The 21,956-nt window shown below is 57.8% G+C and carries 30 protein-coding genes and 1 pseudogene; 29 read left to right on the plus strand and 2 right to left on the minus strand.

The window, feature by feature from the left end:
* Window positions 1-540 (plus strand): lysozyme, encoded by a 540-nt coding sequence (locus GKQ23_RS10915; RefSeq protein WP_212411028.1) that lies wholly within the window; start codon window positions 1-3, stop codon window positions 538-540.
* Window positions 541-765: 225 nt separating this feature from the next.
* On the plus strand, window positions 766-948 hold the full coding sequence (locus tag GKQ23_RS24175) for an Rz1 family lipoprotein (protein WP_371820210.1): 183 nt from the start codon (window positions 766-768) through the stop codon (window positions 946-948).
* 72 nt (window positions 949-1,020) lie between these two features.
* Here GKQ23_RS24175 and GKQ23_RS10925 read toward each other — a convergent pair whose 3' ends face one another.
* A complete protein-coding gene (locus tag GKQ23_RS10925) occupies window positions 1,021-1,236 on the minus strand; it encodes a KTSC domain-containing protein (RefSeq protein WP_212411032.1) in 216 nt (71 codons plus the stop codon).
* On the opposite strand from GKQ23_RS10925, the gene GKQ23_RS10930 reads away from it, so the two are divergent.
* The 25 genes and pseudogenes from GKQ23_RS10930 (at window position 1,215) to GKQ23_RS11050 (ending at window position 19,970) form a co-directional block, all read left to right on the plus strand.
* Window positions 1,215-1,385, plus strand: coding sequence for a hypothetical protein (locus GKQ23_RS10930; protein WP_212411034.1), 171 nt, complete (start codon window positions 1,215-1,217; stop codon window positions 1,383-1,385). The genes GKQ23_RS10925 and GKQ23_RS10930 overlap by 22 nt on opposite strands.
* A 278-nt stretch (window positions 1,386-1,663) precedes the next feature.
* The gene (locus GKQ23_RS10935) at window positions 1,664-2,008 is read left to right on the plus strand and encodes a hypothetical protein (protein WP_212411035.1); all 345 of its coding nucleotides are present in this window, start codon (window positions 1,664-1,666) and stop codon (window positions 2,006-2,008) included.
* An 82-nt stretch (window positions 2,009-2,090) separates the two neighbouring features.
* Window positions 2,091-3,092 (plus strand): terminase small subunit, encoded by a 1,002-nt coding sequence (locus GKQ23_RS10940; protein WP_212411037.1) that lies wholly within the window; start codon window positions 2,091-2,093, stop codon window positions 3,090-3,092.
* Window positions 3,070-4,377 (plus strand): terminase large subunit domain-containing protein, encoded by a 1,308-nt coding sequence (locus GKQ23_RS10945; RefSeq protein WP_212411756.1) that lies wholly within the window; start codon window positions 3,070-3,072, stop codon window positions 4,375-4,377. The genes GKQ23_RS10940 and GKQ23_RS10945 overlap by 23 nt, the downstream gene beginning before the upstream one ends.
* Window positions 4,377-5,795, plus strand: a complete 1,419-nt coding sequence (locus tag GKQ23_RS10950; RefSeq protein WP_212411039.1) for a DUF4055 domain-containing protein — start codon at window positions 4,377-4,379, stop codon at window positions 5,793-5,795. The genes GKQ23_RS10945 and GKQ23_RS10950 overlap by 1 nt, the downstream gene beginning before the upstream one ends.
* Window positions 5,767-6,840: pseudogene (locus GKQ23_RS23870) on the plus strand (phage minor head protein); the annotation flags it as partial. The gene GKQ23_RS10950 and the pseudogene GKQ23_RS23870, both read left to right, overlap by 29 nt.
* A 659-nt stretch (window positions 6,841-7,499) precedes the next feature.
* Window positions 7,500-7,688 (plus strand): hypothetical protein, encoded by a 189-nt coding sequence (locus GKQ23_RS10960; RefSeq protein ID WP_056233141.1) that lies wholly within the window; start codon window positions 7,500-7,502, stop codon window positions 7,686-7,688.
* Between the two features lie 39 nt (window positions 7,689-7,727).
* The gene (locus GKQ23_RS10965) at window positions 7,728-7,916 is read left to right on the plus strand and encodes a hypothetical protein (protein WP_212411043.1); all 189 of its coding nucleotides are present in this window, start codon (window positions 7,728-7,730) and stop codon (window positions 7,914-7,916) included.
* An 82-nt stretch (window positions 7,917-7,998) separates the two neighbouring features.
* Window positions 7,999-8,778 carry a hypothetical protein gene (locus tag GKQ23_RS10970; RefSeq protein WP_212411045.1) on the plus strand — a complete coding sequence of 260 codons (780 nt, stop codon included), beginning with the start codon at window positions 7,999-8,001 and terminating at the stop codon, window positions 8,776-8,778.
* Window positions 8,779-8,792: 14 nt separating this feature from the next.
* Window positions 8,793-9,746, plus strand: a complete 954-nt coding sequence (locus tag GKQ23_RS10975) for a major capsid protein (RefSeq protein WP_212411047.1) — start codon at window positions 8,793-8,795, stop codon at window positions 9,744-9,746.
* Window positions 9,746-10,027 carry an Ig-like domain-containing protein gene (locus GKQ23_RS10980; RefSeq protein ID WP_212411049.1) on the plus strand — a complete coding sequence of 94 codons (282 nt, stop codon included), beginning with the start codon at window positions 9,746-9,748 and terminating at the stop codon, window positions 10,025-10,027. Before GKQ23_RS10975 ends, GKQ23_RS10980 begins: the two co-directional genes overlap by 1 nt.
* A 37-nt stretch (window positions 10,028-10,064) precedes the next feature.
* Window positions 10,065-10,547, plus strand: coding sequence for a DnaT-like ssDNA-binding protein (locus GKQ23_RS10985; RefSeq protein ID WP_212411051.1), 483 nt, complete (start codon window positions 10,065-10,067; stop codon window positions 10,545-10,547).
* A 1-nt stretch (window position 10,548) separates the two neighbouring features.
* Window positions 10,549-10,803: a hypothetical protein gene (locus tag GKQ23_RS10990; RefSeq protein WP_212411053.1), complete on the plus strand. Its 255-nt coding sequence runs from the start codon at window positions 10,549-10,551 to the stop codon at window positions 10,801-10,803.
* 1 nt (window position 10,804) lies between these two features.
* Window positions 10,805-11,155, plus strand: coding sequence for a hypothetical protein (locus GKQ23_RS10995; protein ID WP_212411056.1), 351 nt, complete (start codon window positions 10,805-10,807; stop codon window positions 11,153-11,155).
* A 1-nt stretch (window position 11,156) separates the two neighbouring features.
* A complete protein-coding gene (locus GKQ23_RS11000; RefSeq protein WP_212411058.1) occupies window positions 11,157-11,741 on the plus strand; it encodes a hypothetical protein in 585 nt (194 codons plus the stop codon).
* A complete protein-coding gene (locus tag GKQ23_RS11005) occupies window positions 11,738-12,148 on the plus strand; it encodes a phage tail terminator-like protein (protein ID WP_212411060.1) in 411 nt (136 codons plus the stop codon). Before GKQ23_RS11000 ends, GKQ23_RS11005 begins: the two co-directional genes overlap by 4 nt.
* A gap of 54 nt (window positions 12,149-12,202) precedes the next feature.
* Entirely contained in the window at window positions 12,203-12,862 is a 660-nt protein-coding gene (locus GKQ23_RS11010; protein WP_212411061.1) for a phage tail protein, read from the plus strand.
* A gap of 58 nt (window positions 12,863-12,920) precedes the next feature.
* Window positions 12,921-13,232, plus strand: a complete 312-nt coding sequence (locus GKQ23_RS11015) for a phage tail assembly chaperone (RefSeq protein ID WP_212411063.1) — start codon at window positions 12,921-12,923, stop codon at window positions 13,230-13,232.
* Between the two features lie 62 nt (window positions 13,233-13,294).
* Window positions 13,295-13,543 carry a DUF1799 domain-containing protein gene (locus GKQ23_RS11020; RefSeq protein ID WP_072166282.1) on the plus strand — a complete coding sequence of 83 codons (249 nt, stop codon included), beginning with the start codon at window positions 13,295-13,297 and terminating at the stop codon, window positions 13,541-13,543.
* 476 nt (window positions 13,544-14,019) lie between these two features.
* Window positions 14,020-17,058: a phage tail tape measure protein gene (locus GKQ23_RS11025; RefSeq protein ID WP_212411065.1), complete on the plus strand. Its 3,039-nt coding sequence runs from the start codon at window positions 14,020-14,022 to the stop codon at window positions 17,056-17,058.
* Window positions 17,059-17,115: 57 nt separating this feature from the next.
* Window positions 17,116-17,658: a DUF3916 domain-containing protein gene (locus GKQ23_RS11030; protein ID WP_212411067.1), complete on the plus strand. Its 543-nt coding sequence runs from the start codon at window positions 17,116-17,118 to the stop codon at window positions 17,656-17,658.
* A gap of 60 nt (window positions 17,659-17,718) precedes the next feature.
* Complete coding sequence (locus tag GKQ23_RS11035) at window positions 17,719-18,066, plus strand: phage tail protein (protein ID WP_212411069.1); 348 nt, start codon at window positions 17,719-17,721, stop codon at window positions 18,064-18,066.
* Between the two features lie 7 nt (window positions 18,067-18,073).
* Window positions 18,074-18,829 carry a phage minor tail protein L gene (locus GKQ23_RS11040; RefSeq protein WP_212411071.1) on the plus strand — a complete coding sequence of 252 codons (756 nt, stop codon included), beginning with the start codon at window positions 18,074-18,076 and terminating at the stop codon, window positions 18,827-18,829.
* 2 nt (window positions 18,830-18,831) lie between these two features.
* Complete coding sequence (locus GKQ23_RS11045) at window positions 18,832-19,542, plus strand: C40 family peptidase (RefSeq protein ID WP_212411073.1); 711 nt, start codon at window positions 18,832-18,834, stop codon at window positions 19,540-19,542.
* 68 nt (window positions 19,543-19,610) lie between these two features.
* Window positions 19,611-19,970, plus strand: a complete 360-nt coding sequence (locus GKQ23_RS11050) for a hypothetical protein (protein WP_212411075.1) — start codon at window positions 19,611-19,613, stop codon at window positions 19,968-19,970.
* Window positions 19,971-20,029: 59 nt separating this feature from the next.
* On the opposite strand, the gene GKQ23_RS11055 is transcribed toward GKQ23_RS11050, so the two are convergent.
* Window positions 20,030-20,512, minus strand: a complete 483-nt coding sequence (locus GKQ23_RS11055; RefSeq protein WP_249168509.1) for a hypothetical protein — start codon at window positions 20,510-20,512, stop codon at window positions 20,030-20,032.
* 218 nt (window positions 20,513-20,730) lie between these two features.
* Here GKQ23_RS11055 and GKQ23_RS11060 point away from each other — a divergent pair, with 218 nt between their 5' ends.
* Both GKQ23_RS11060 and GKQ23_RS11065 read left to right on the plus strand, forming a co-directional pair.
* Entirely contained in the window at window positions 20,731-21,300 is a 570-nt protein-coding gene (locus tag GKQ23_RS11060; protein ID WP_212411077.1) for a zinc ribbon domain-containing protein, read from the plus strand.
* Between the two features lie 60 nt (window positions 21,301-21,360).
* On the plus strand, window positions 21,361-21,954 hold the full coding sequence (locus GKQ23_RS11065) for a tail assembly protein (RefSeq protein WP_212411079.1): 594 nt from the start codon (window positions 21,361-21,363) through the stop codon (window positions 21,952-21,954).
* The last annotated feature ends 2 nt before the right edge of the window (window positions 21,955-21,956 follow it).

Below are 21,956 nucleotides of genomic sequence, written 5' to 3' on the forward strand. Positions count from 1 at the left end.
ATGGCAAGCCTGAAAACTAAAATCAGCGCTGCCGTGCTGGGGCTGGTTCTGGCTGGCGCTCCGGCATCCGTCATTCTGGATCGGTTTCTGGACGAGAAAGAGGGCAACCGGCTGGTGGCCTACCTCGACGGTTCCGGCATCTGGACTATCTGCCGCGGGGTGATCCGCGTTGATGGCAAATCGGTGGTGAAGGGCATGCGGCTGACCGCCGAGAAGTGCGCCGAGGTTAACGGCATCGAGGAGCGCAAAGCACTGGCCTGGGTGGAGCGCAACGTCAAGGTGCCACTGACCGAGCCGCAGAAGGCGGGCATTGCCTCGTTCTGCCCGTACAACATCGGCCCCGGCAAATGCCTCCCCTCAACGTTCTACAAGCGCCTGAACGCAGGTGACCGCAAAGGTGCCTGCGAGGCGATGCGCTGGTGGGTGCACGACAAGGGCCGCGACTGCAGGCTGACCAAAGGCCAGGCGAACGGCTGTTACGGGCAGGTGGAACGCCGGGATCAGGAAGCTGAGCTGGCGTGCTGGGGGATCGACAAGTGACGGCACGCGCCTGGATAATTATCGCCATTGAGCTGCTGCTGTCTGCGCTGGTGGTTTACGTGCTGCTGGGGCAGGTCAGTGCCGAGAAAAAACGCGCTAATGATGCTGAACTGCTGGCAACCCAGCGACAGCAAACTATCAACGATATGCAGGTACGCCAGCGCGATGTTGCTGCGCTGGACGCCAAATACACCGGAGAACTGGCCGATGCTAAAGCTAAGCTTAATGATCTGCAGCAGTGTGTTCGCTCTGGCAAGTGTGGGCTGCGCGTCAACGCCTCCTGCCCAACGGGTAACGCCGCCATCGCCGGCAGCGTGGGCGATGCAACCAGCCCCCGACTTACTGACGCCGCTGAACGGGATTATTTCACCCTCAGAGAGCGGATCAGCACCATCACCGGGCAGGTGAGCTACCTGCAGCAGTACATCAGGGGTCAGTGTTTAAGATGAAAAAGCGAGGGTAGGCCTCGCTTTAGTTCAATCACCCAACCTTGCGGTAAGGGTAGCCAGCTTTTTTGATGGAAACATCAAAATACTGGCCTTTTGATGATGCATTCATGAGTGCTGTGTGAACGGATGCTGGAACACCCGAGTACTGGTAGATACCACCCCCGAGGAAGGCAATTTCCAAAGTGGAAGTTGCACTATCGTAACCAACAGAATGAAGGTTTGAAGATGAAACAGGTTGACGAATCAATTGTTAACTCTCCGTTATATGGCAAAAGTGCCGAGGAGATTTTAGAGCATTTCAAATCTTACAAATTTGCGGATGATCACGGTCATCCTCTGGAGCTTTGTAAAGATTTTAAGGAATTGATTGCCATGGCAGTCCAGACCCCCGCATAACTTCAGGGGGAAGTTCACTGCTGACAGCGATTTATCAGGCTAACAGCCAGCTGGCTGGCATCCGAGACAATGAACAAATCCGACAGGAGAAACACGATGGCACTTCAAGGCAGTGATAACCCGGTACAGTTCCGCGAGCAGTGGGACGAGGCTACGGAAAGCAGCGAGTAGTGAGCATCACAAGGCGCATTTTCGAGTGCGCCTGATGAGGAAATTTTGCTTCACTAGGATTAATCTTAGCGTTAATTTATCACTCCTGAATTCAAGGAGTGATAGTTATGAAGTGTGTAAAGTGTGGATCAGACAAAATTGATACTAAGAATTACGGACGCAAAGTAGGATCTGGGGTTGGGACTGTTGTTGGAGCCGCTGGGGGGTATGTTGGCGCAAGTGCTGGCGCTGCATCAGGTGCTGCGGTAGGTGCTGCGGTAGGTTCTATTGTGCCAATAGTTGGGAATCTTGTTGGAGCAACTGTTGGTGGTATCGCTGGTGGGATTATAGGTGCGTTTGGGGGAGGGGCTGCAGGTGGATTTGCTGGAGCAAAAGCAGGAAAGGTGATAGATGACAACGTATTAGACAATTTCGTTTGTCTCTCCTGTGGTTATTCCTTTTCAAAGTATTAACCGCCTCCGGGCGGTTTTTTTATTGCCATCACCATGCCTGGCGTGCCCGGCATCGTAATGGCTCTAACCAACGAGAACTCGCATGGCAAAACCGGACTGGGCGTCGCTTCAGCAACGGTTCCTGTCCGACAATGCCGCAACCGGCGTATCACCGAAAGACTGGTGTGAAGCGCAGGGACTGAACTACGCCTCGGCGCGACGCTATATCAAAAAACCTGCTGCGCAAACTGCACAGAAACCTGCGCAGGAAATAGTGCGCAGTGCGCAGTCAACGCGCAGCGCAAAACAGCTCACCGTAAACGACAACCTGACCGACCAGCAGCGCCGCTTTGTCGCGGAATACCTGAAAGACAACAACGCCACGCAGGCCGCCATCCGCGCCGGGTACAGCGCGTCATCGGCCAGCCAGATCGGCTACCAGCTGCTTCAGAAAACTTCAGTTATCGACGCCATCACCGAACAGCAGACTGCGCAGATGTCCCGCGTGCTGATCTCGGCCGACACGGTGCTGGCGCAGATGTGGCAGCTCGCCACGTTCGACGCCAACGACCTGTCGCAGTATCGCCGCGGCTGCTGCCGGTACTGCTGGGGCTTCGGCCATAACTACCAGTGGCGCGATATGGTCGAGTTCGAGGAAAAGCTGCAGGAAGCCACTGATCGGGATAAGCCAGAGCCGAAAGATGTCGGCGGTTACGGCTACGACACAACCAAACCAGCCAACCCCGACTGCCCGCGCTGCAATGGCGAGGGGCTGGGGCGCACATTCTTCCCTGACACCCGCGAGCTGCCGCCGATCGCCCGTCTGGCTTACTCCGGCGCGAAGGTGGGGAAGAACGGCATCGAGTTCAGCAGCATCAGCCGGGAACGTATGTTCGAGGCGGTGGCGAAACGGCTCGGCCTGGTTGATACCGAGTTCACACAGAAGCTGCAGCGGATCGAAATTGAGAAGCGCCAGCTGGAGATTGAGAAGCTGCGGAAGGAACTGGCGGATGACAGCAACAACGACCAGCCGCCAACCCCGGTACAGATAGTGATTAATGCAGTAGATGCGAGGGCAGACGATGGGGATCAGCCCGACGCTTAACATTCCGCAGGCGCGCTTTCTGGCGATGCCGCACAAATTCAAGGCTTACGTAGCCGGCTTTGGCAGCGGGAAAACGTGGGTCGGCTGCGGCGGCATCTGTAAGGGGTTCTGGGAGTTCCCCCGCATCAACCAGGGCTACTTCGCACCGACCTACCCGCAGATCCGCGACATCTTCTATCCGACGGTCGAGGAAGTGGCCTTCGACTGGGGCCTGAACGTTAAGATCAACGAGAGCAACAAAGAGGTTCACTTTTACGAGGGGCGGGTGTATCGCGGCACCACCATCTGCCGCTCGATGGAGAAGCCGGCCACCATCGTCGGCTTCAAGATCGGTAACGCGCTGGTGGATGAGCTGGACGTGATGCCGGCCGCTAAAGCGCAGCAGGCCTGGCGGAAAATTATTGCCCGTATGCGTTACAACGTGCCGGGTCTTCGCAACGGCATCGACGTGACCACCACGCCTGAGGGCTTCAAGTTCGTTTATCAGCAGTTCGTCAAGGCGGTGCGCGATAAGCCGGAGCTGGCCACGTTGTACGGCCTGACGCAGGCCAGTACCTACGACAACGCGAAGAACCTGCCGCCGGATTACATCCCCTCGCTGCTTGGCTCGTACCCGCCAGAGCTGATCAAGGCGTATCTGCGCGGCCTGTTCACCAACCTGACCAGCGGCACCATTTATCACCAGTTCGACCGCAGGCTGAACAACTGCAGCGACGAGGAGCAGCCGGGCGAACCGCTGTTTATCGGCATGGACTTCAACGTCGGCAAGATGGCGGCCATCGCCCACGTAAAGCGCAACGGGCTGCCGCGCGCGGTGCGTGAGCTGGTGAAGGTTTACGACACGCCGGCGATGATTAAGCGCATTCAGGAAGAGTTCTGGCGCTATGACGGCGAGCGTTACGTTGCCAGCCGCCAGATCTACATCTACCCGGATGCCACCGGCGACAGCCGCAAATCGAACAACGCCAGCGAAACCGATATTGCCCAGCTTAAACAGGCCGGGTTTAGCGTGATGGTTAACCCGTCCAACCCGCCTGTGAAGGACCGCATCAACTCGATGAACGCCATGTTCTGCAATGCGCTGGGCGAACGCCGCTATCTGGTGAACGTGCAGCGCTGCCCGGTCTATACCGAATCGCTGGAGCAGCAGGTGTGGGCCGACAACGGCGAGCCGGACAAAAAGGCCGGTAACGACCACACGAACGACGCCGGCGGCTATCTCATCGTGAAGGACTACCCGATCGTCAAGCCCGCTTACTCAATCTCAATGGATACCACCTACTGATGGCAAACCACGACATCACATTTGTGCGGCCGGAGCACAAAGCGGCCTGCGCCAGCTGGAAAAAGGTGCGCGATTTCTGCCGGGGTGCGGATGCGGTCAGGGCTGCCGGGCACGTTTATCTGCCAAAGCTGGACCCGACCGACACTTCGGCGCGCAACAAGCGGCGCAACGAAGACTACCTGGCGCGCGCGGTGTTCTACGAAATTACCGGCAATACCAAGATTGGCATGCTGGGCATGGCTTTTCGTAAGGATCCGACGTTTACCGCGCCGGACAAGCTGAGCTACCTGCTGACCAACGCCGACGGTGCCGGCACCAGCATTTATCAGCAGTCGCAGCTGGTGGCCGAGAACGTGCTGGAAGTGGCGCGCGACGGTCTCTACGTCGATTTCGCGGAGGATGGCCAGCAGGCCATTATCCTGCGCTATCAGGCCGAGCAGATCACCAACTGGCGCACCGAGCGCATCAACGGTCGCGATCACCTGGTGCTGGTGGTGCTGCGCGAGTGCATCGAGGAGCCGGACGGCTACGGCTTTAAAGAGCTGATCCAGTACCGTGAACTGTTGCTGGAAGAGGGGCGCTTTAAGTGCCGGGTCTGGCGGCGCAGCGGCGACACGCAAAGCGGCACGTTCGAGATCAGCAGCGAGTATGAGCCAAAGCCTAAGGGGGAGGCGTTCTGGGATGAAATCCCGTTTACCTTCGTTGGCGCGCAGAACAACGATCCGTCCATCGACGAATCACCACTGGCGGCGCTGACCGAAATTAACCACGGCCACTACCGCAACAGCGCCGACTATGAGGACAGCGTCTGGTTCTGCGGGCAGGTTCAGCCGCATATCTCCGGTCTCGATGAGGGCTGGCGCGACTATCTGGAAAAGGCCGGCGTTAAGCTCGGCTCCCGATCGCCGCTGCTGCTGCCGAAGGATGGCAGTTTCGGTTACGCCCAGGCGCAGCCCAATATGCTGGCGAAAGAGGCGATGGACAGTAAGCGCGACTACATGGTGGCGCTGGGTGCCCGGCTTATTGAGCAGAACGCCACGGCGAAGACCGCCACGCAGTCGAGCGGTGAACAGACCTCGTCCACCTCGGTGCTGGGGATCTGCGCCTCCAACGTGTCAGAAGCCTACAGCCGCGTGCTGGCCTGGTGCGCCCGCTATATCGGGCTGAAGGGGGAAACGACAACCTACACCATCAGCCAGGAGTTTATCGCCCGGGTGGCCGAGTCCGGCATGGTGACGGCTATCGTCAATGCCTGGCAGTCCGGGGCTATTCGTAGCGCGGATCTGGTCAGGGCGCTGCAGAAGCTGGACCTTATCGACCCCGCAGCCGATCCGGAATCGGTTATCGACGAGCTGAACAATTCCACTCCCACGCTGATCGGCGGTAGCAATGACCAAGGTAAACAACCGCCTGCGTGATGAGGCGATCGCGCACTCGCTGTTTGTCAGCCGTTACGGCACTGGCGCTGCGAGGCGCATGGCGAAAGTGCTCAATGACAGCGACGCCGAGCTGTCGGCGCGCCTGCTGATGGCGCTGGAAGACCTGCCGCGTGAGAGCTTCACCGTGGCCCGGCTGGAGAGCCTGCTGGGCAGCGTGCGGCAGGTTAACCAGACGGCGGTGCAGGGCGCGTTTGGCACGCTGTCGGACGAGCTGCTGGCGTTCGCCTCGCATGAGGCGGGCTATCAGCACGACCTGTTCAGCGAGCTGCTGCCCGAGGCGGTGCTGCGGCACCACCCGCTGGCGGCGGTAACGCCAGATATGGCGTATGCCGCGGCGATGTCGCGGCCGTTTCAGGGGCGTCTGCTGAAGGAGTGGGCGGAGAGCCTGGAGTCCGACCGGCTGACCCGGGTGATGAACGCGGTGCGCAGCGGCTATATGGCCGGCGATACCACCGAGCAGATCGCCCGCAAGGTTCGCGGTACCGCGGCGGCCAGCCGGCAGGACGGCGCGCTGCAGATGAGCCGTGCCAACGCCATGAGCATCGCCAAAACGGCGGTAAGCCACGTGGCGGCGGTGGCGCGCGATACCTTCGCCCAGGCCAACAGCGATATCCTCGAGTGCAAGCAGTGGCTCTCCACGCTGGACAATCGCACCACGCCCACCTGCATCATCCGCGACCGCAAAAAGTACACGCTGGACGGTAAGCCGGTGGGGCATAAAATCCCCTACCTGCAGGGGCCGGGCCGTATTCACTTCTGCTGCCGCTCGGCGGAGACGCTGGTTACGAAGTCCTGGCGCGAGCTGGGGATCGACAGCGACGAGATGTCGCCGGGCACCCGCGCCAACATGGACGGCCAGGTGCCGGAAGACACCACCTATCTGGAGTGGCTGGCCCGCCAGTCGCCGGAGCGTCAGGATCAGGTGCTGGGCACCGAACGGGGCCGGATGTATCGCGCCGGTGAGCTGCGGCTGGGGGAGATGTTCACCGATAAGGGCGAGTGGCTGACGCTGGCCCAACTCAAAGCGCTGTCAGCGTCGAAACAGGCCGGGAAATCTCCCGGCTTTTCTTTGGCCGGCGCGCAGTCGGTGGCGGAGATTGAGCAGGGTATGCGCGGCATTATCGCCGATGAAATCCGCTTCCCGGAAGGGACCACGCTGGAGTCAGCGCGGATCGCCGCTGGCGCAATGCAGGACGTGATTGAGCGCTTCGGGCTGCCGCCGGTGAGCTATTTTGGTGAGGTGCCGGGAACCAGGGTGACCGCAGCTGGCGCATATTACTCTGACACACAAACAGTGCACATTACCGGGTGGGCGCTTAACGCTGAGCAATGGAAAGTAATCGACGCTAATCAGAAGGACCACGACTTTGTCGCCGACATTCACCTGAGTCAACTGATGACTATTTCAGACCTAGCGGCAGCGGCGGCAGAAACCCATCATTTTGGGTATGTTGCTGTGCCGAGTGTAGCTGGTACTGTTACACATGAAATGGGCCATCATCTGTACTATCAGCGCATCAATGAAATTCAGGGAGTTGCAAATCAAGCTTATGAGGATGGATGGTGGCGTCCTGTCAGCCTCTACGCCGCAGGTTCAGTAGCAGAACTGTTTGCAGAAGCATTCTCTCTGTTTATGCTTGGGGGGGAAGGCGACCATAAACGAATCGAACCGGAGATCCTCAAATGGCTGATAAAGAATTCCTGATTTACAAAAGAGCGAGCGATCTTTTCCACTCCAGACCACGAGACGCTGAACTTCTTAAGCAGCTGGAAATGCTTAGCGATGAGGCTGAAGGAGATATACTGGAAGCACGAATGATCGGGAATCTCATCAGCGGTACTATTCTGGAAATGCACGAAGTGAAAAAATAGAACATCTGGCATATATCATCCTAGCGTTACACAAAACAAATGGCTGAAGAAGAACTCAAATACCTGAAAATGGCGCATAACCTTTACCACTCAAAACCTCGCCCAGATGACCTTGTGGATCAACTCGATGAACTGGCAAGAATGGCCGGTGGGACAACTGTGGAAGCGAGGATGATAGGTTCTCTGGTGAGTGCCGCAACAATGGATGAGGCCAACGGTCACGTCTGACAACGATTTTTACCACTACGAGGCTGCCCCACGGGCGGCCTTTTTTTATGGGCAAAGCCCGGCAAATCCCGAGGGGAAACCAATGCTGATTCGTAACATGTTTATCAAATATTACACCGCCGCAGGCCAGGAAGAGGGCGGCGGTGGCGGTGGCGGCCAGCCGGAAATCACGCCGGAAATGCAGAAGCTGATTGATGAGCGCGTGGCCTCTGAGGTCACCGGGCTGAAAAACAAAAACTCTGAGCTGCTGGGCACCATCAAGCAGCAGAAAGACAACCTCTCGCGCTTTGAAGGCATCGACCCCGACGCCGTGCGCGGCATCATCCAGCGTTTCTCCGACGACGAAGAGGCAAAGCTGATTGCCGCCGGGAAAGTGGATGAGGTGCTCGATAAGCGCACCGAGCGTATGCGTGCCGACGTCGATAAGCAGATCAAGGCAGCCAACGAACGCGCGGATAAAGCCGAAGCGTTCTCCAGTAAATTCCGGGATCGGGTGCTCGGTGACGCTATTCGCGGCGCTGCGGCAAAAGTCGGCGCGCTGGCGGAAGCCTCCGATGACCTGATCCTGCGCGCCAAAGGCGCATTCCAGCTCAACGACGAAGGCGAGGCCGTAGCGGTTGATGCAAATGGTGATGTCCTGTTCGGCAAAGACGGCAAAACGCCGCTGACCCCGTTGGAGTGGGCCGAGTCGCTCAAGGAGACGGCTCCCCACCTGTTCCCGCGCGCTGAAGGTACCGGCGCAGGCGGGCACAAGCAGGGCGGCGGCGGTGGCAGCCTGAAACGATCGGAAATGACCTCCACCGATAAAGCAGCCTATATCCGTAAGCACGGCCAGCAGGCTTTCCTCCAGCTTCCTAAATAAAGGATTTAACGACGATGACAACCACTGTTAACAGTGACCTGAAGATTTACGACGACCTGGCGCAGACCGCGTTCCTCGAGCGCCGCCAGGATAACCTGGAGGTGTTTAACGCCTCCTCCAACGGCGCGATCCTGCTGGATAATGAGCTAATCGAAGGCGATTTCCGCAAGCGCGCGTTCTATAAAGTTGGCGGCAGCATCGAGTCGCGCGACGTCAACTCAACCAGCACCATCAGCGGCAAAAAAATCGGTGCCGGCGAGGCGGTATCGGTTAAGGCACCGTGGAAATACGGTCCTTACGAAACCACCGAAGAAGCGTTTAAGCGCCGCGGCCGCAGCGTGGATGAGTTCTCCGAAGTGATCGGCGTGGACGTGGCCGACGCCACCCTGGAAGGCTACGTGAAATACGGCCTGAAAGGGCTGGTGGCGGCGATCGGCGCGAATGCTGAGATGGTGGTGACCGCCAATATCGCCACCGACGGTAAGAAAACGCTGACCCGTGGCCTGCGCAAGTACGGCGACAAGTTCAACCGCGTGGTGCTGTTCGTTATGCACTCCGCCACCTACTTCGACATCATCGATGAGGCGATCGCCAACAAGATTTACGAAGAGGCGGGCGTGGTAGTGTACGGCGGCCAGCCGGGCACCCTGGGCAAGCCGGTGCTGGTGACCGACACGATGGACGTTAACGCGATCCTCGGGCTGGTGACCGGCGCGGTGACCATCACCGAGTCGCAGGCTCCCGGCTTCCGCTCTTACGACATCAACACTCAGGAAAACCTCGCCGTAGGCTACCGCGCGGAAGGTACCGTCAACGTTGAGCTGATGGGCTACAGCTGGGATACCTCCAAAGGTGAAAACCCGGATCTGACCAAAATCGGCACCGGTGCCAACTGGAAAAAACACGTCACCAGCAACAAATCCACGGCTGGCGTGCTGATCAAGCTGGATGCCGCCGCGGGGGAGTAATGCTGTCGGCGGATAAAACCTCCGCAACTGCTGACAGCACCGACGCGGTAACCCTCGCGCTGAAGTACACCAAAGATGGCGCAGGCGTTGGCGGCGCAAACGTCCAGTGGACGACGACCGGCGGCACCCTCAGTACCGACGCATCCCGTACCGGCTCCAGCGGTGGCGCGACCGTCAAGCTCACCTCTGCCACTGCTGGCACCTTCACCGTCACCGCTTTGGTGGAGGATGTAAGCCAGACGTCGCAGGCGATCACCTTCACCGCGCCGACAGGCGGCTAACCGTTTGGGGCGCAAGCCCCATCACCCAGGGGGAAGCATGATTGATACCGACCCCGGGTCGCCCGATTTCAACAGCTACGCCAGCGTGGCGGTGCTGGAGTCATTCGCGGCCCGGCGCGGCAGGCAGATCACAGGCGATACCGAGGTGATGCTGATCCGCGCGATGGATTATTTAGAGGGGCTGGAGTGGGACGGGCGGCGCGCTGACCCGGAGCAGCCGCTGGCGTGGCCGCGCAGCGATGCCTGGTTTGATGATTATCCGATCCCGGCCAGCAAAATTCCCCGCCAGGTGATCAGCGCGCAGTGCATGCTGGCGCTGGAGGCAATGAACGGGGAGCTGCTGGGCAGCGTGCGCGAAGCCGCGGTCAAATCGGAGCGCGTGGAAGGCGCAGTCACCACTACCTACGCGGTGGCCGACGGCGAGACGTTCACCCCGCAGTATCCTGCGGTGTTCGCGGTGCTGGGCACCCTGGCCGCCGGGCGGGGATTTGCCATCAACGCGTTTGCAGAGCGAGGCTGAGATGAGCGATCTGAAAGTTGTGACGTTCAGGCCAAACCAGCAGACCGGCCATGATCGTGCAGAGGTGATTCGCCAGCTGGAGGAGGCGCTGGCGTTTGCCCACAAAGGGGAATACACCAGCGTGGCGCTGATCCTGGTCGCGCGTGACGGCGATATCCTGGACTGCTGGCACAACGGCGGCCGGCCTTACGTGATGGTTGGCGCGATTGAATCGCTGAAGGCTGACTATCTGCACGCCTGCATTGAGCGGAGGTGAAATGCAAATCAATTACACCCGTATGCGCGCCACGGCAAAGCGGCTGCTGACTGAAAACGGCATGCAGTACACCGTGACCCGCAAAGGCAGCATCAAGGTGGTGGCCGGTAAAGAAGTGCGAGAGCCGGATCTGAGCTTCAGCGCCACCGGCGTGCGCACCGAATACGACCCGCGCGAAATCGACGGCAGCAACATTCAGGCCGGCGATGTGGCTATTACCTTCACCTGGGAGGAAGAGCTGCGGATCGGCGATCTGGTCGAGGTGGATGGTAAACCGCACCGTATCGTTCATCCCCACCCGGTCAAACCCGGCCCGGTGGTGATCTGCTACCGGGCACAGCTGAGAGCGTGATATGTCAGACAATCAGTCGTTTATGTCCTCCATTAACGCCTTTGTCAGCCAGGCGAAGGAGCGGCAGGAAGATGTGGTGCGCGCGGTATCGATCAAAATTCTGGCGCGGCTGGTGCAGATGTCGCCGGTGGGCAACCCGGAGTTGTGGGAAGTGAACCAGACGGCGGTCGCCTACAACTCCGCGGTGGCCGAACACAACAGCCTGCTGCGCCAGAACCCGGACAACCTGACGAAAGCAGGGCGGCTGCGTAAGGGGATGAAGGTCAACGACAGCATGGGCCTCAAGGCACCGCCCGGCTACACCGGCGGCCGCTTTCGTGGCAACTGGCAGGTGTCCTTCAACCAGCAGGCGGAGGGCGAAACCGGGCGCATCGATAAGCAGGGGCACCAGACCATCGCCGCCGGTAATCTGGTGATCGAGCAGTTTAAGGTGGGGATGACCGCGGTCTATTTCGCCAACAACGTGCCCTACGCCTACCCGCTGGAGTTCGGCCACTCGAAGCAGGCACCCGGCGGCATGGTGCGGATCACCGCGGCTGAGTTCCAGCGCTTCTTTGACCAAGCGGTGCGGGAGGTGCAGTCGTGAGCCGCCCCGATATTACCGGCCTGCTGGAGTCCCGGCTGGGCGAATGGGCGGACCTGCAGGGGCTGGCGGTGGCTTACGATAATATCCCGTTCGAGCCGCCCGGCGGCATTTACCTGACCTCGCACGATATGCCGGCCACGCCGTATGCCATCGACCTCAGCCAGCGCAGCAAAGTCTTTATCGGCGTTTACCAGGTGAACGTGGTGATCCCGGCGGCGCAGGGGCGGGGAGAAGGCCGGGCCATCGCCGGGCTGCTGGAGGCGCTGTTTGCCAACGGCACCGAACTGCAGGGCGAGGGCTTCAGCTGCTACGTCAGCGGCGAGCCTGCCCAGTACGCCGGAATCGCCACCGATACCACCTGGACCATCCCCGTCAGCATCAACTACCGCGCTGACGTGGCGCAGTAACCTACCCGCCGGCAACCGCCGGTTTTTTTATGTCCAGATAACGGAGAAACCATTATGGGCTTCGCATTACCCAACGGCGCCACGGTGTTTGTCGGCCAGTCCGCAGCAGCGATTGCGGTTACCGGCGTCAGCAACGCCAACGGCGCAGTATTTACCGTGGCGACCGGCCACAACCTTGCGGTCGGCGACGAGGTGCTGATTAGCTCCGGCTGGAGCCTGATCGACAGCCTGGTGGCGCGCGTATCGGCGCAGACCGCGACCAGCGTCACCATCGGCGTGATCGACAGTACCAACGTCAGCTATTTTCCGGCCGGTTCCGGCGTCGGTTCGCTGAAAAAAATCAGCAGCTGGACCGAAATCCCGCAGATCACCGAGGTCGCCAACTCTGGCGGCGATCAGCAGTACGCGCAGATCCAGTTCCTGTCTGATGACCGCCAGCGCAACGTTGCCACCTACAAAGCGGCCAAGTCGCAGACCTTTACGATGGCTCACGACTCTACGCTGCCGATCTACGCCCGTCTGACCGCCGCCGACCGCTCCGGCGAGACGCTGGCGCTGCGGATGTACGTGCCGAAGGCGAAGGAGACCCGTTACTGGTCAGCACAGGCATCGTTTAACGCCACGCCCACCACCGCGGTTAACAGCGTGGAAACGGTGCAGCCGGCATTCGCGATCCAGTCGCGCGATATGACCTTCTACAAAGACGCGGCGTAAGCCGGTCATCCTGTAACCCTGGCCCGGCAGCGGGCCTGTCTTTTTTGCAGAGGAATACATGGCAAAGACGTTTCAGCTTCAACCCAAACCGACCTTTAAAGTTGACGTGGCGATCCCGCGCGCCGGTGATGAAGACGGGGTGATCACCTTCACCTTCCGCCACAAACCGCTGAAAGAACTGGCGTCCATCGAGTCGATGGGAGGCAAGAACGCCGTCGAGTTCCTGCTGGATATCACCGAAGCCTGGGCGCTGCCTGACGCATTTAGCCAGGAGAATCTGGAGACGCTGCTGGACAACTACCCGCGCGCGCTGGAGGCGATCACTCGTCACTACTACAACGAGCTGATGGGGAACCGTCAAAAAAACTGATCGCGGTTGCCTCGGCGTTCTATACGCCTGAACCCTCCACCGAAGACCTCGCCGCATTTGGCCTGAGCGCCGACGACTACACCGATGAAGAGCATACGGTTTCCGTCTGGCCGGACGTCTGGCCGGCGTTTGGCGTGTTCCGCGCGATGAGCACGCAGTGGCGCACCGGTATGAACGGCGTCACCGGGCTGGATTACAACGTCCTGCCCTGGCTGATGAAGGTGGGCGGCGTGGAGGATGAGGCAACCGCTCTTGACGATATCCGGGTCATGGAGCGCGCGGCGCTGGATGTGATCCACAAGGGGGCGTGATGTCCGATATTGCAACAATCTCGCTGCGCGTTAACACCTCCGAACTGGAGCGCGGCAGTAAAGCCCTGGACGATTTCGAAGGGGCTGCGGCAGGCGCGGCAAAAGGCGCTGATAATTTTGGGACCAGCAGTAAGGGCGCTGCCAAAGTCACCGCAGAGGCGGCGCGGGAAATTGAAGAAATTCACCAGCGCGTTCGTGAGTTCAGCGAGGCGCAGCGCCAGAATCAGGAAGCCTCCAAATCAGCCACCCAGGCGACCGCCCAGCAGAAGGAGGAGCTGCAGAACCTGCTTAACCGGATCAGCCCTGTAAGCAAAGCGCTGAACGAACTGCAAGATATTCAGGATAGCCTGAGCAATTTCCACAAAAGTGGCCTGGTGGCTGATGAGGAATTTGCTCTTTATAACAGCGTTCTGGAAACGACGCGGGATAAGCTCGGTAAGGTGGTTGATGCTGAGACGGCAGAGGGCCGCGCAAGGATGGAGCAGGCGCAGGCCGCCGAGCGTGCTGCTGCTTCGCAGAAAGCTTTTCTGCAGAGCCTGACCGACCAAACGGCCTCTTTCCGCGCGTCTAAGGCGGATCTGGCCGAGTATCGTGCGGCGCAGATGGGGATCGCCGAACAGGCAGCGCCGATGATCGCTCAGCTGCGCGAGCAGGAACGTGCTGTGGCGAGAGAGGCTGACCAGAAGCGCGCGGCCGCCATTGCCGCCCGCGGCCTGAAGCAGGCGCTGGCCGAGCAAGAGACAGCAGAGCGCGCCCTGGCCGCTGAGGCTAAGCGTACCGCCGCGGCACAGCAGGGTTTTATCAACTCCCTGCAGGAACAGGCCACGGCCATCGGCAAAACACGCTCTGAGCTGCTGGAGCTGAAGGCCGCGCAGCTCGGCGTGTCGTCGCAGGCAGCGCCAATGATCGCCAGGCTGCGCGAACAGGAGGAGGCCTGGAAGCATGGAGCAGTATCGGCCGGGCAGTATCGGCAGGCGATCAGGCAACTGCCTGCTCAGCTGACCGATATCGCCACCTCGCTGGCCGGTGGTATGCCGGTCTGGATGGTGCTGATGCAGCAGGGTGGGCAGATATCTGACTCCTTTGGTGGTCTGGGTGGGCTGTTTACCTACATCAAACAGGAACTGCTGGGGATGAGCGATGCCTCTGACGAGTCATCTGAATCTCTGTCTGAAAATGCCAACGGCCTGGCTGAAAATGCCGAGAATGCGAAAAAATTCACCGGACTACTCAGCCCGGCCACGATCGCCGTCGGCGTGCTGGCCGCGGCTGTCGGCACGCTGACCTATGCCTGGTACAAAGGCAGCCAGGAACAGTCGGAATTCAGTAAATCGCTGATCCTCAGCGGCAACCTGGCGGGTGTGACCTCCGGGCAGCTTGCTGATATGGCGAAGGCGGTAGCGGCAAGCACCGGCAATCCCACGGCTGCGGCTGCTGAGGCGCTGAATCGGGTAGTCGCTGGCGGCAAGATTGCCAAAGACTCGCTGCAGACTGTGACTGAGGCCGTGGTCGCAATGAACGACGCGACTGGCGAATCGGTCGATAGCCTGGTGGCCGACTTTGAGAAGATCGCGAAAAATCCGGTCGCGGCGATTTCTGATCTGAATGAAAAATACCATTACCTGACGCTGGCAACCTATAACCAGGTGAAGGCCCTGCAGGATGAGGGCAATCAGCAGGAAGCGGCGCGGGTCGCCACCGATAATTATTCGGCGACCATGAAACAACGAGCTGACCAGATTCAGGACAGCCTCGGCACCCTTGAGCAGGCATGGAAATGGCTCGGAGACGCCGCTAAGGGCGCGTGGGACTCAATGCTTGATATCGGGCGGGAAGTCTCCGTCGAGCAGAAAATCCAGGATTCCAGCAGTGAACTGGATCGGGCGCAAAAGGCCCTTTCCGATCTGCAAAAAGGACAGGGTGCAAATGCCGGGCCCTATGGGCCATGGAAATCTGACGAGTTAGGCCGCCAGCAGAAAGTTGTTGATGCAATAAAGCAGCGTCTGGAAGCACTGCGTAGTGAAAAAATCACGCAGGATACTCTCAACGGGGCGATCGGTGAATATGAATCCCGGCAGCAGAAAAGCATCACCGCCCAGCAATACATCAACACCATCACTGAACAAACATTAAGCAATGCGCAAAAGAGGGTTAAAGAACAGGAGAAGCTGACCAAAGCCATCAGAGATGGCGCAGTGATCAGCAAAGAAGAAGAAGCGCGCCTGCGTAAAAATATCGACGACAAGTACAAGGATCCGGTAACCCCTAAAGGTAAAGCTTATACCCCACCTGCTGGCGACCGGGCAGAGGATACGGGGAAGGCAGAGCTGCTGGCTTTGCAGGCGCAACTAAAAACGCTACAGGATCATCGTTCAGTTACGGATGTCATCAGCAAGCAGCGTAAAGACCTGCAGCTGACAGAGGCGAAATTTGCGGTTCTGGAAGAAGCTGCAGGTAAGCGGAAACTGTCAAAGCAGGAACAATCGCTGCTCGCAAGCAAAGACCAGGTTTTGTACCTCGAACGGCAGAAAGCGTTGCTGGGTGACCAAATCACCGCCCAGGAACAGCTCAATAAGCGCATGGACGCTTCGCAGAAATACGCCACCCAGATGGCTGAAAAAACCAAAGCGATGAATGCTGGCTCAACGTTGAGCAACCGTGAAGCCCAGCGCCAACTCGAACGCGCGCAGCTGGCATCGGGCTGGAAAAATGCTGGTGGCGATCTGGAGGGTGCGGGTTACAAAGCAGAGCTGAAAGCCGCAGAGGACTATTATTCTGCGCAGGACGCGCTCCGCGAGGACTGGATTTCCGGGGCGAAGAAAGGCTGGGCTGACTTTGCCGACAGCGCCACGGATGCTTTCAGCTCGGCTCAGCAGGTGGCGCAGGCAGGGTTTAATGGCCTGGCCGGGATGATGACCAGCCTGGTGACTACCGGCAAAGCCAACATCAAAGAGTTCGGCGTGTCGATGCTGAAAATGATTGTTGAGGTGATCAACAAAATGCTGATCGCCTACGCGCTGCAGACGGCGCTGGGGTGGATTAGCGCAGGTGCCTCGGCGTCCACGGCTTCCGCCTCTGCCGGCTCAACCGGGGCTATGGGGATGTCGACTGATTTCCACGCCTACACGCCGCAGTTCGATGGCGGCGGCTTCACAGGAGATGGCGGAAAACACGAACCGGCTGGCGTGGTTCACAAAGGGGAATTCGTCTTCACCAAAGAAGCCACTCAGCGGATCGGCGTATCAAACCTGTATGGCATAATGCGCGGCTACGCTGACGGCGGCCTTGTCGAAGGTGCAGGAAAGCTGTACGGCATGCAAAGCGGCGCCGCTGGTGGCGTTAACGTGCAAACCTCAGTGACGGTGAACACCAGCGACAATCAGCAGACGTCCGCCAGCCAGAACGCTGCCGTTTCTAAAGCCTGGCAGCAAACTCTCGATCGCTCAGTAAGAGAAGGCATTCAGCGAGAAACCCGGCCGGGTGGCATCATCTGGATTGCTTCTAATCCGAGGTAGCTTTCAGCCAGACACGCTGTAAAATCTGAGGTTTCTGCGCGACAAAAAGGAGTTTACGTGGCCAGACGACTAAACCGTGATTACCGTAGTAAAATCAGAAATGTACCTCGCCGCCTGAGAGCGCTTGAGTGGTGGTCCGGGACGTTTAATGATGCAGCCAGGGCTGAAGTGCCTCCCGGCGAACGCTACTGGAATTACAAAATACCTGTTGAGATCAATCTGGTTGAAGGAAAACACAGCTCCACAGCCATCAGAGCTGACTGTGCACAGCAGCTGATCAATGCCTGCTCGAATCTGATTTCGGCAAAAGGTGACTCAGGTGAATCCGTCAGAATCACCACCGTGATCTGCCTTCCGGATATGTTTACCAGTGAAGTCTGTATTTACCGGTCCGAAGAGTATTTTCAGGGCTTCGTGAGAGAGCATGAGTCTGAATACGGCAGCTCATCAATAATCACTGACCGAAGCCTTGCGCGGGAATGGGGATTGCTCCTGCCCGATAACGTCAAGGAGTTAGGCATGCTCCTGGATTATAGGGGTTACGAAGATCCCGATGACTGGTTTACGGGAGAGCGCTGGTATTACGGCAACGTTCGCTAAACATGTCTGAATGAGACATCCAGCCCGCTTCGGCGGGTTTTTTTGCGCCTGGAGAAAAGCATGGCCCTCGACACCTTCACCTGGCGCACCCAGATCCAGAATCAGCCGCAGGGCACCTTCACGCACCGCGTGCGCGAGGCGCAGTTTGGTGACGGGTACAAACAGGTATCAGGGGACGGCATCAACCCCGAATCCCAAAGCTGGCCGGTTACATTTACCGGCAACGAGGAGGAGATGCTGCCGATCCTCACCTTCATGCGTAGCCACACCGTGAATTCCTTTATCTGGACGCCGCCTTTCGGCGTGGCTGGCCTCTACCGAGTGGCAAAGGAGTCGATCAGCGCGATGCCGATCGGCGGCCGGGCCATGACCGTTATGGCGACATTCGAACAGTCTTACGCACCATAGGAGCCCTATGACTATCAACAGCGACGTGCAGAAGCTTGAGCCGGGAAACTGGGTCCGGCTGTTGGAGGTGGACGGCAGCGCGTTCGGCGCTGACTTTCTGCGCTTCCACGCACACAACATCCCCCACACGCCGGCAGAAATTGCGGCGGCCGGCGGTGATGAAACCAAACTACCGGCGAAATCCATCTGGTGGCAGGGGCAGGAGTACAAGGCGTGGCCCTGCGAACTGTCCGGCATTGAGGCGGCAACCAGCGGCGCCAGCGCGTCGCCGAAGCTGATGGTGGCGAACATCAACAGCTCAATCACCGCACTGTGCCTCGCTTACGACGATATGCTGCAGGCGAAAGTGGCGGTGCATGACACGCTGGCGCAGTATCTCGATGCGCGGAATTTTATTGCCGGGAATGCAGCGGCGGATCCGACGCAGGAAAAAGTGCAGGTGTTCTACATCGATAGCAAAAGCCAGGAGACCAACGCGGCGATTGAGTTCACGCTCTCCAGTCCGATGGATCTGCAGGGGCTGATGATCCCCACCCGCCAGCTGCACTCCCTCTGCAGCTGGTGCATCCGTGGCAAATACCGCAGCGGTGACGGCTGCGATTATGCCGGTACCCGGTACTTTGATAAGCACGGCAACGCGGTCGATGATCCGTCAAAAGACGAGTGCAACGGCACGCTGAACACCGGCTGCAAACCGCGCTTTGGCGAAAACGAGCCGCTGCCGTTCGGCGGTTTCCCCGGAACTTCACTGATAAAGAGCTGATCATGCGTGAAAAAACTCAGCAGGCTGTGTTTGAACACGCCCGCCAGTGTTACCCGGCAGAGTGCTGTGGCGTGATCGCACAGAAAAGCAGGGTGGAGCGCTATTTCCCCTGCCGTAACCTGGCCGATAACCCACTGGAGCATTTCCACCTCTGCCCAGCGGATTACGCCGCAGCGGAGGACTGGGGAACGGTCACCGCCATCGTGCACAGCCACCCGGATGCCACCACCCAGCCCAGCGAACTGGATAAGGCGCAGTGCGATGCCACTGCGCTGCCCTGGAATATTGTCAGCTGGCCGGAGGGCGATCTGCGCACCATCCAGCCGCGCGGCGAGCTGCCGCTGCTGGGTCGCCCGTTTGTGCTGGGGCATACCGACTGCTGGGGGCTGGTGATGAGCTACTACCGGCAGGAACTGGGGATCGAGCTGCCCGACTACCGGGTGGATTATCCGTGGTGGGTAAGCGGCGAAGAGAACCGTTATCTGGATAACTGGTATGAGTGCGGTTTTCGTGAGTTCAGCGATGACCCGCAGGCAGGCGATGTGGTGATCATGCAGGTTCAGGCACCAGTCGCCAACCACGCAGGTGTGCTGCTTGTCGACAATATGCTGTTGCACCATATGTACGGCATGCTGAGCCAGCGGGTACCTTATGGGGGCTACTGGCGGGACAGAACCGTGAAGATGGTTCGGTACAAACCTTCCCAATGCTGATGACTTCATTTACGCGGCGGGTGAGCCGGAACTAAATTTTCCCAAAGTAGATAAATTTTGCAGTTAGCATGGGAGAGAAAAAAGCCTCGACGCCTGCAGATTTTTTGGTTATACTCACGGTTCGTACTTATCACGTTTTGTGTAAGGCAAAAGAATTATGCGCGTCTTCGGTTTCGATGCCGTTGATGATGTTTTCCTTAGACCCAACACTTCTTGCTCTGGCTGGATTCGCAGCCTACAAATTGATATCGAATCATTACAAATCAAAAAAAGCAGAACGTCTGGATAATAAGGAAATCTATATGAATGAAAATAACTCTAACTCACTAAGCAATTTCACCGTTACAACAAGTTATAATGCTATGTGTGGGGTTTTGGGGAATGTCATCTATGAAGTGGTTCATAACGCGCCAGCATTAAAAATTTAACCCGCTGATCGGCGGGTTTTTCTTATTTATCTAACACAAGATAATTATATTTTAAAATGTTAGACAGTTTCCTTTTCCTTAGCTGCCGCCAATGACTTAGCAAATTCCGCAAAAGACTCTTCGTAGAGCATCCCGCCCGCCGGATGCCTAAGGGAACGCCATTCAACCGGTTGATTAGCTGGTAGTTGATGTGCTTTATGCCAAGGCTCATAACCCAGTACCACTATGACGTCAGGTTTTAACTCGTGAGCGACCTCTAGGAACATTAGGATTGCATCATTCCACATCTGAGCGGTGGGACGAACCCTGCCTTGCTCGCCGACGAGTTCCTGTAAAAAGTTGTATAATGCAACCTGTTGCCAGGCTTCATAGCGTTCGGCATCGGACGGGTTATCCTGGTAGAGCCTCAGCAGTTTTGTTACGAGACTGAAGAAGGACAGACCGGGGATATAGGCATGGTTCCTTACTACTATGTTGGTGTAGTCCTCAGACTCATCACCAATGTCGCCGCAGTACGACTCGCCGAGAACCAAGACGCGCATGCCATACTAGCTGTGTTGTGGTAGTTTTCGCTAATGTACGGCTTGAAATTTGCCATAAGTGTCGCTTCCTGCGTTACTTGTTTTGGGTGAACACTATGCGACAGATTTGTTGCGTTGAGAAGGTCTGCAGCGAAGTGCGGATAGTAGCTATTCTTGCTTCCCTTTGCCGCCGCTCCTCGTTAGGATTCATCTGAACGTTTACTGATAGGGACAGGGATATGAAAAGTTTTGGTTGGGTGGTGTTGGCCTTGGGGATTTTATGGCTGCTTATCGCCCTTAATATGGATGTCAGTGTCGCTACCGGGTACGGTGGCAGAGTCAACAATATTGGATTGATGGCATCAAAGCAGAATCACATTATTCTCGGCGCATTCATCACTTTGTGCGGGCTTCTAACTGTTCTTCTCACAAAGCGCAGCAGTATTAGTTCTGGTAGAGATGTGAAATGCCCATTTTGCGCTGAAAGCATAAAGCCCGAAGCGATTAGATGTAAGCACTGCGGAGCTGATATAGCACCACAAAAATCAAATAACGATGATGAAAATTTCAGCCCGCTTTCAATGTCGCCTGATGATTTTTACGTCGAGGTTGACCATGGCTATAAATTTATAGACGCCGCAGTAGATGTTCTTTTTTTGAAATTAAAGAAAAGCAATCCACTTTTGCAGAATATGGATCTTAAAGAGAAGTATAAGGTTCAGATAGAAGATTTAACAGGGAGGATGCCTGCTTCGATTCGTGAGGATTTTGCTATCGAATATGAGAAAAAATTCCGGGGTCGAACCTAAACATTCTTCAATAACTCTTTCATCATGACCACCTTCGGGTGGTTTTTCTTTAGGTGAATCATGAACAATAAACTTAGAACAGTACGCCTCTATGGCGTGTTGGGGGCCACCTTTGGCCGCGTCCATCGTCTGGCTGTCTCAACGCCGAAAGAAGCGTTGCGGGCATTATCAGTGGTTATCCCCGGCTTTGAGGCTTTTATTAATAAAAGCAGGCGCAAGGGACTTGCATACGCCGTATTTCGTGGGAAAACGAATATCAGTGTTAACGAACTCACAATGGACAATGGTGTTGAGGACATCCGGATCGCACCCATCATCATTGGCAGCAAGCAGGCCGGTATTTTCCAGATTATCGCAGCCGCTGTAATCGCTGCGGTTATGTGGTGGAACCCAGCCGGCTGGATGTCAGCCTCAGTGGTGGCAGGCGGTTACGGTGTCGCTGCTTCAATGGCGATCGGCGGCGTCATCCAGATGCTCTCCCCCCAAGCCAAAGGCCTCGCCATGAGCCAGGACGCCGACAATAAAGCCTCTTATGCCTTCGGCGGCGTCACCAACACCGCGGCGCAGGGCTATCCGGTCGCACTGTGCTACGGCAAGCCCCGTATTGGTGGCGCGATTATCTCAGCCGGTATCTACGTCGAAGATCAACAGTAACT

The sequence above is a fragment of the Erwinia sp. E602 genome, assembly GCF_018141005.1.
In the GTDB taxonomy this organism is placed as follows: Bacteria; Pseudomonadota; Gammaproteobacteria; order Enterobacterales; family Enterobacteriaceae; genus Erwinia.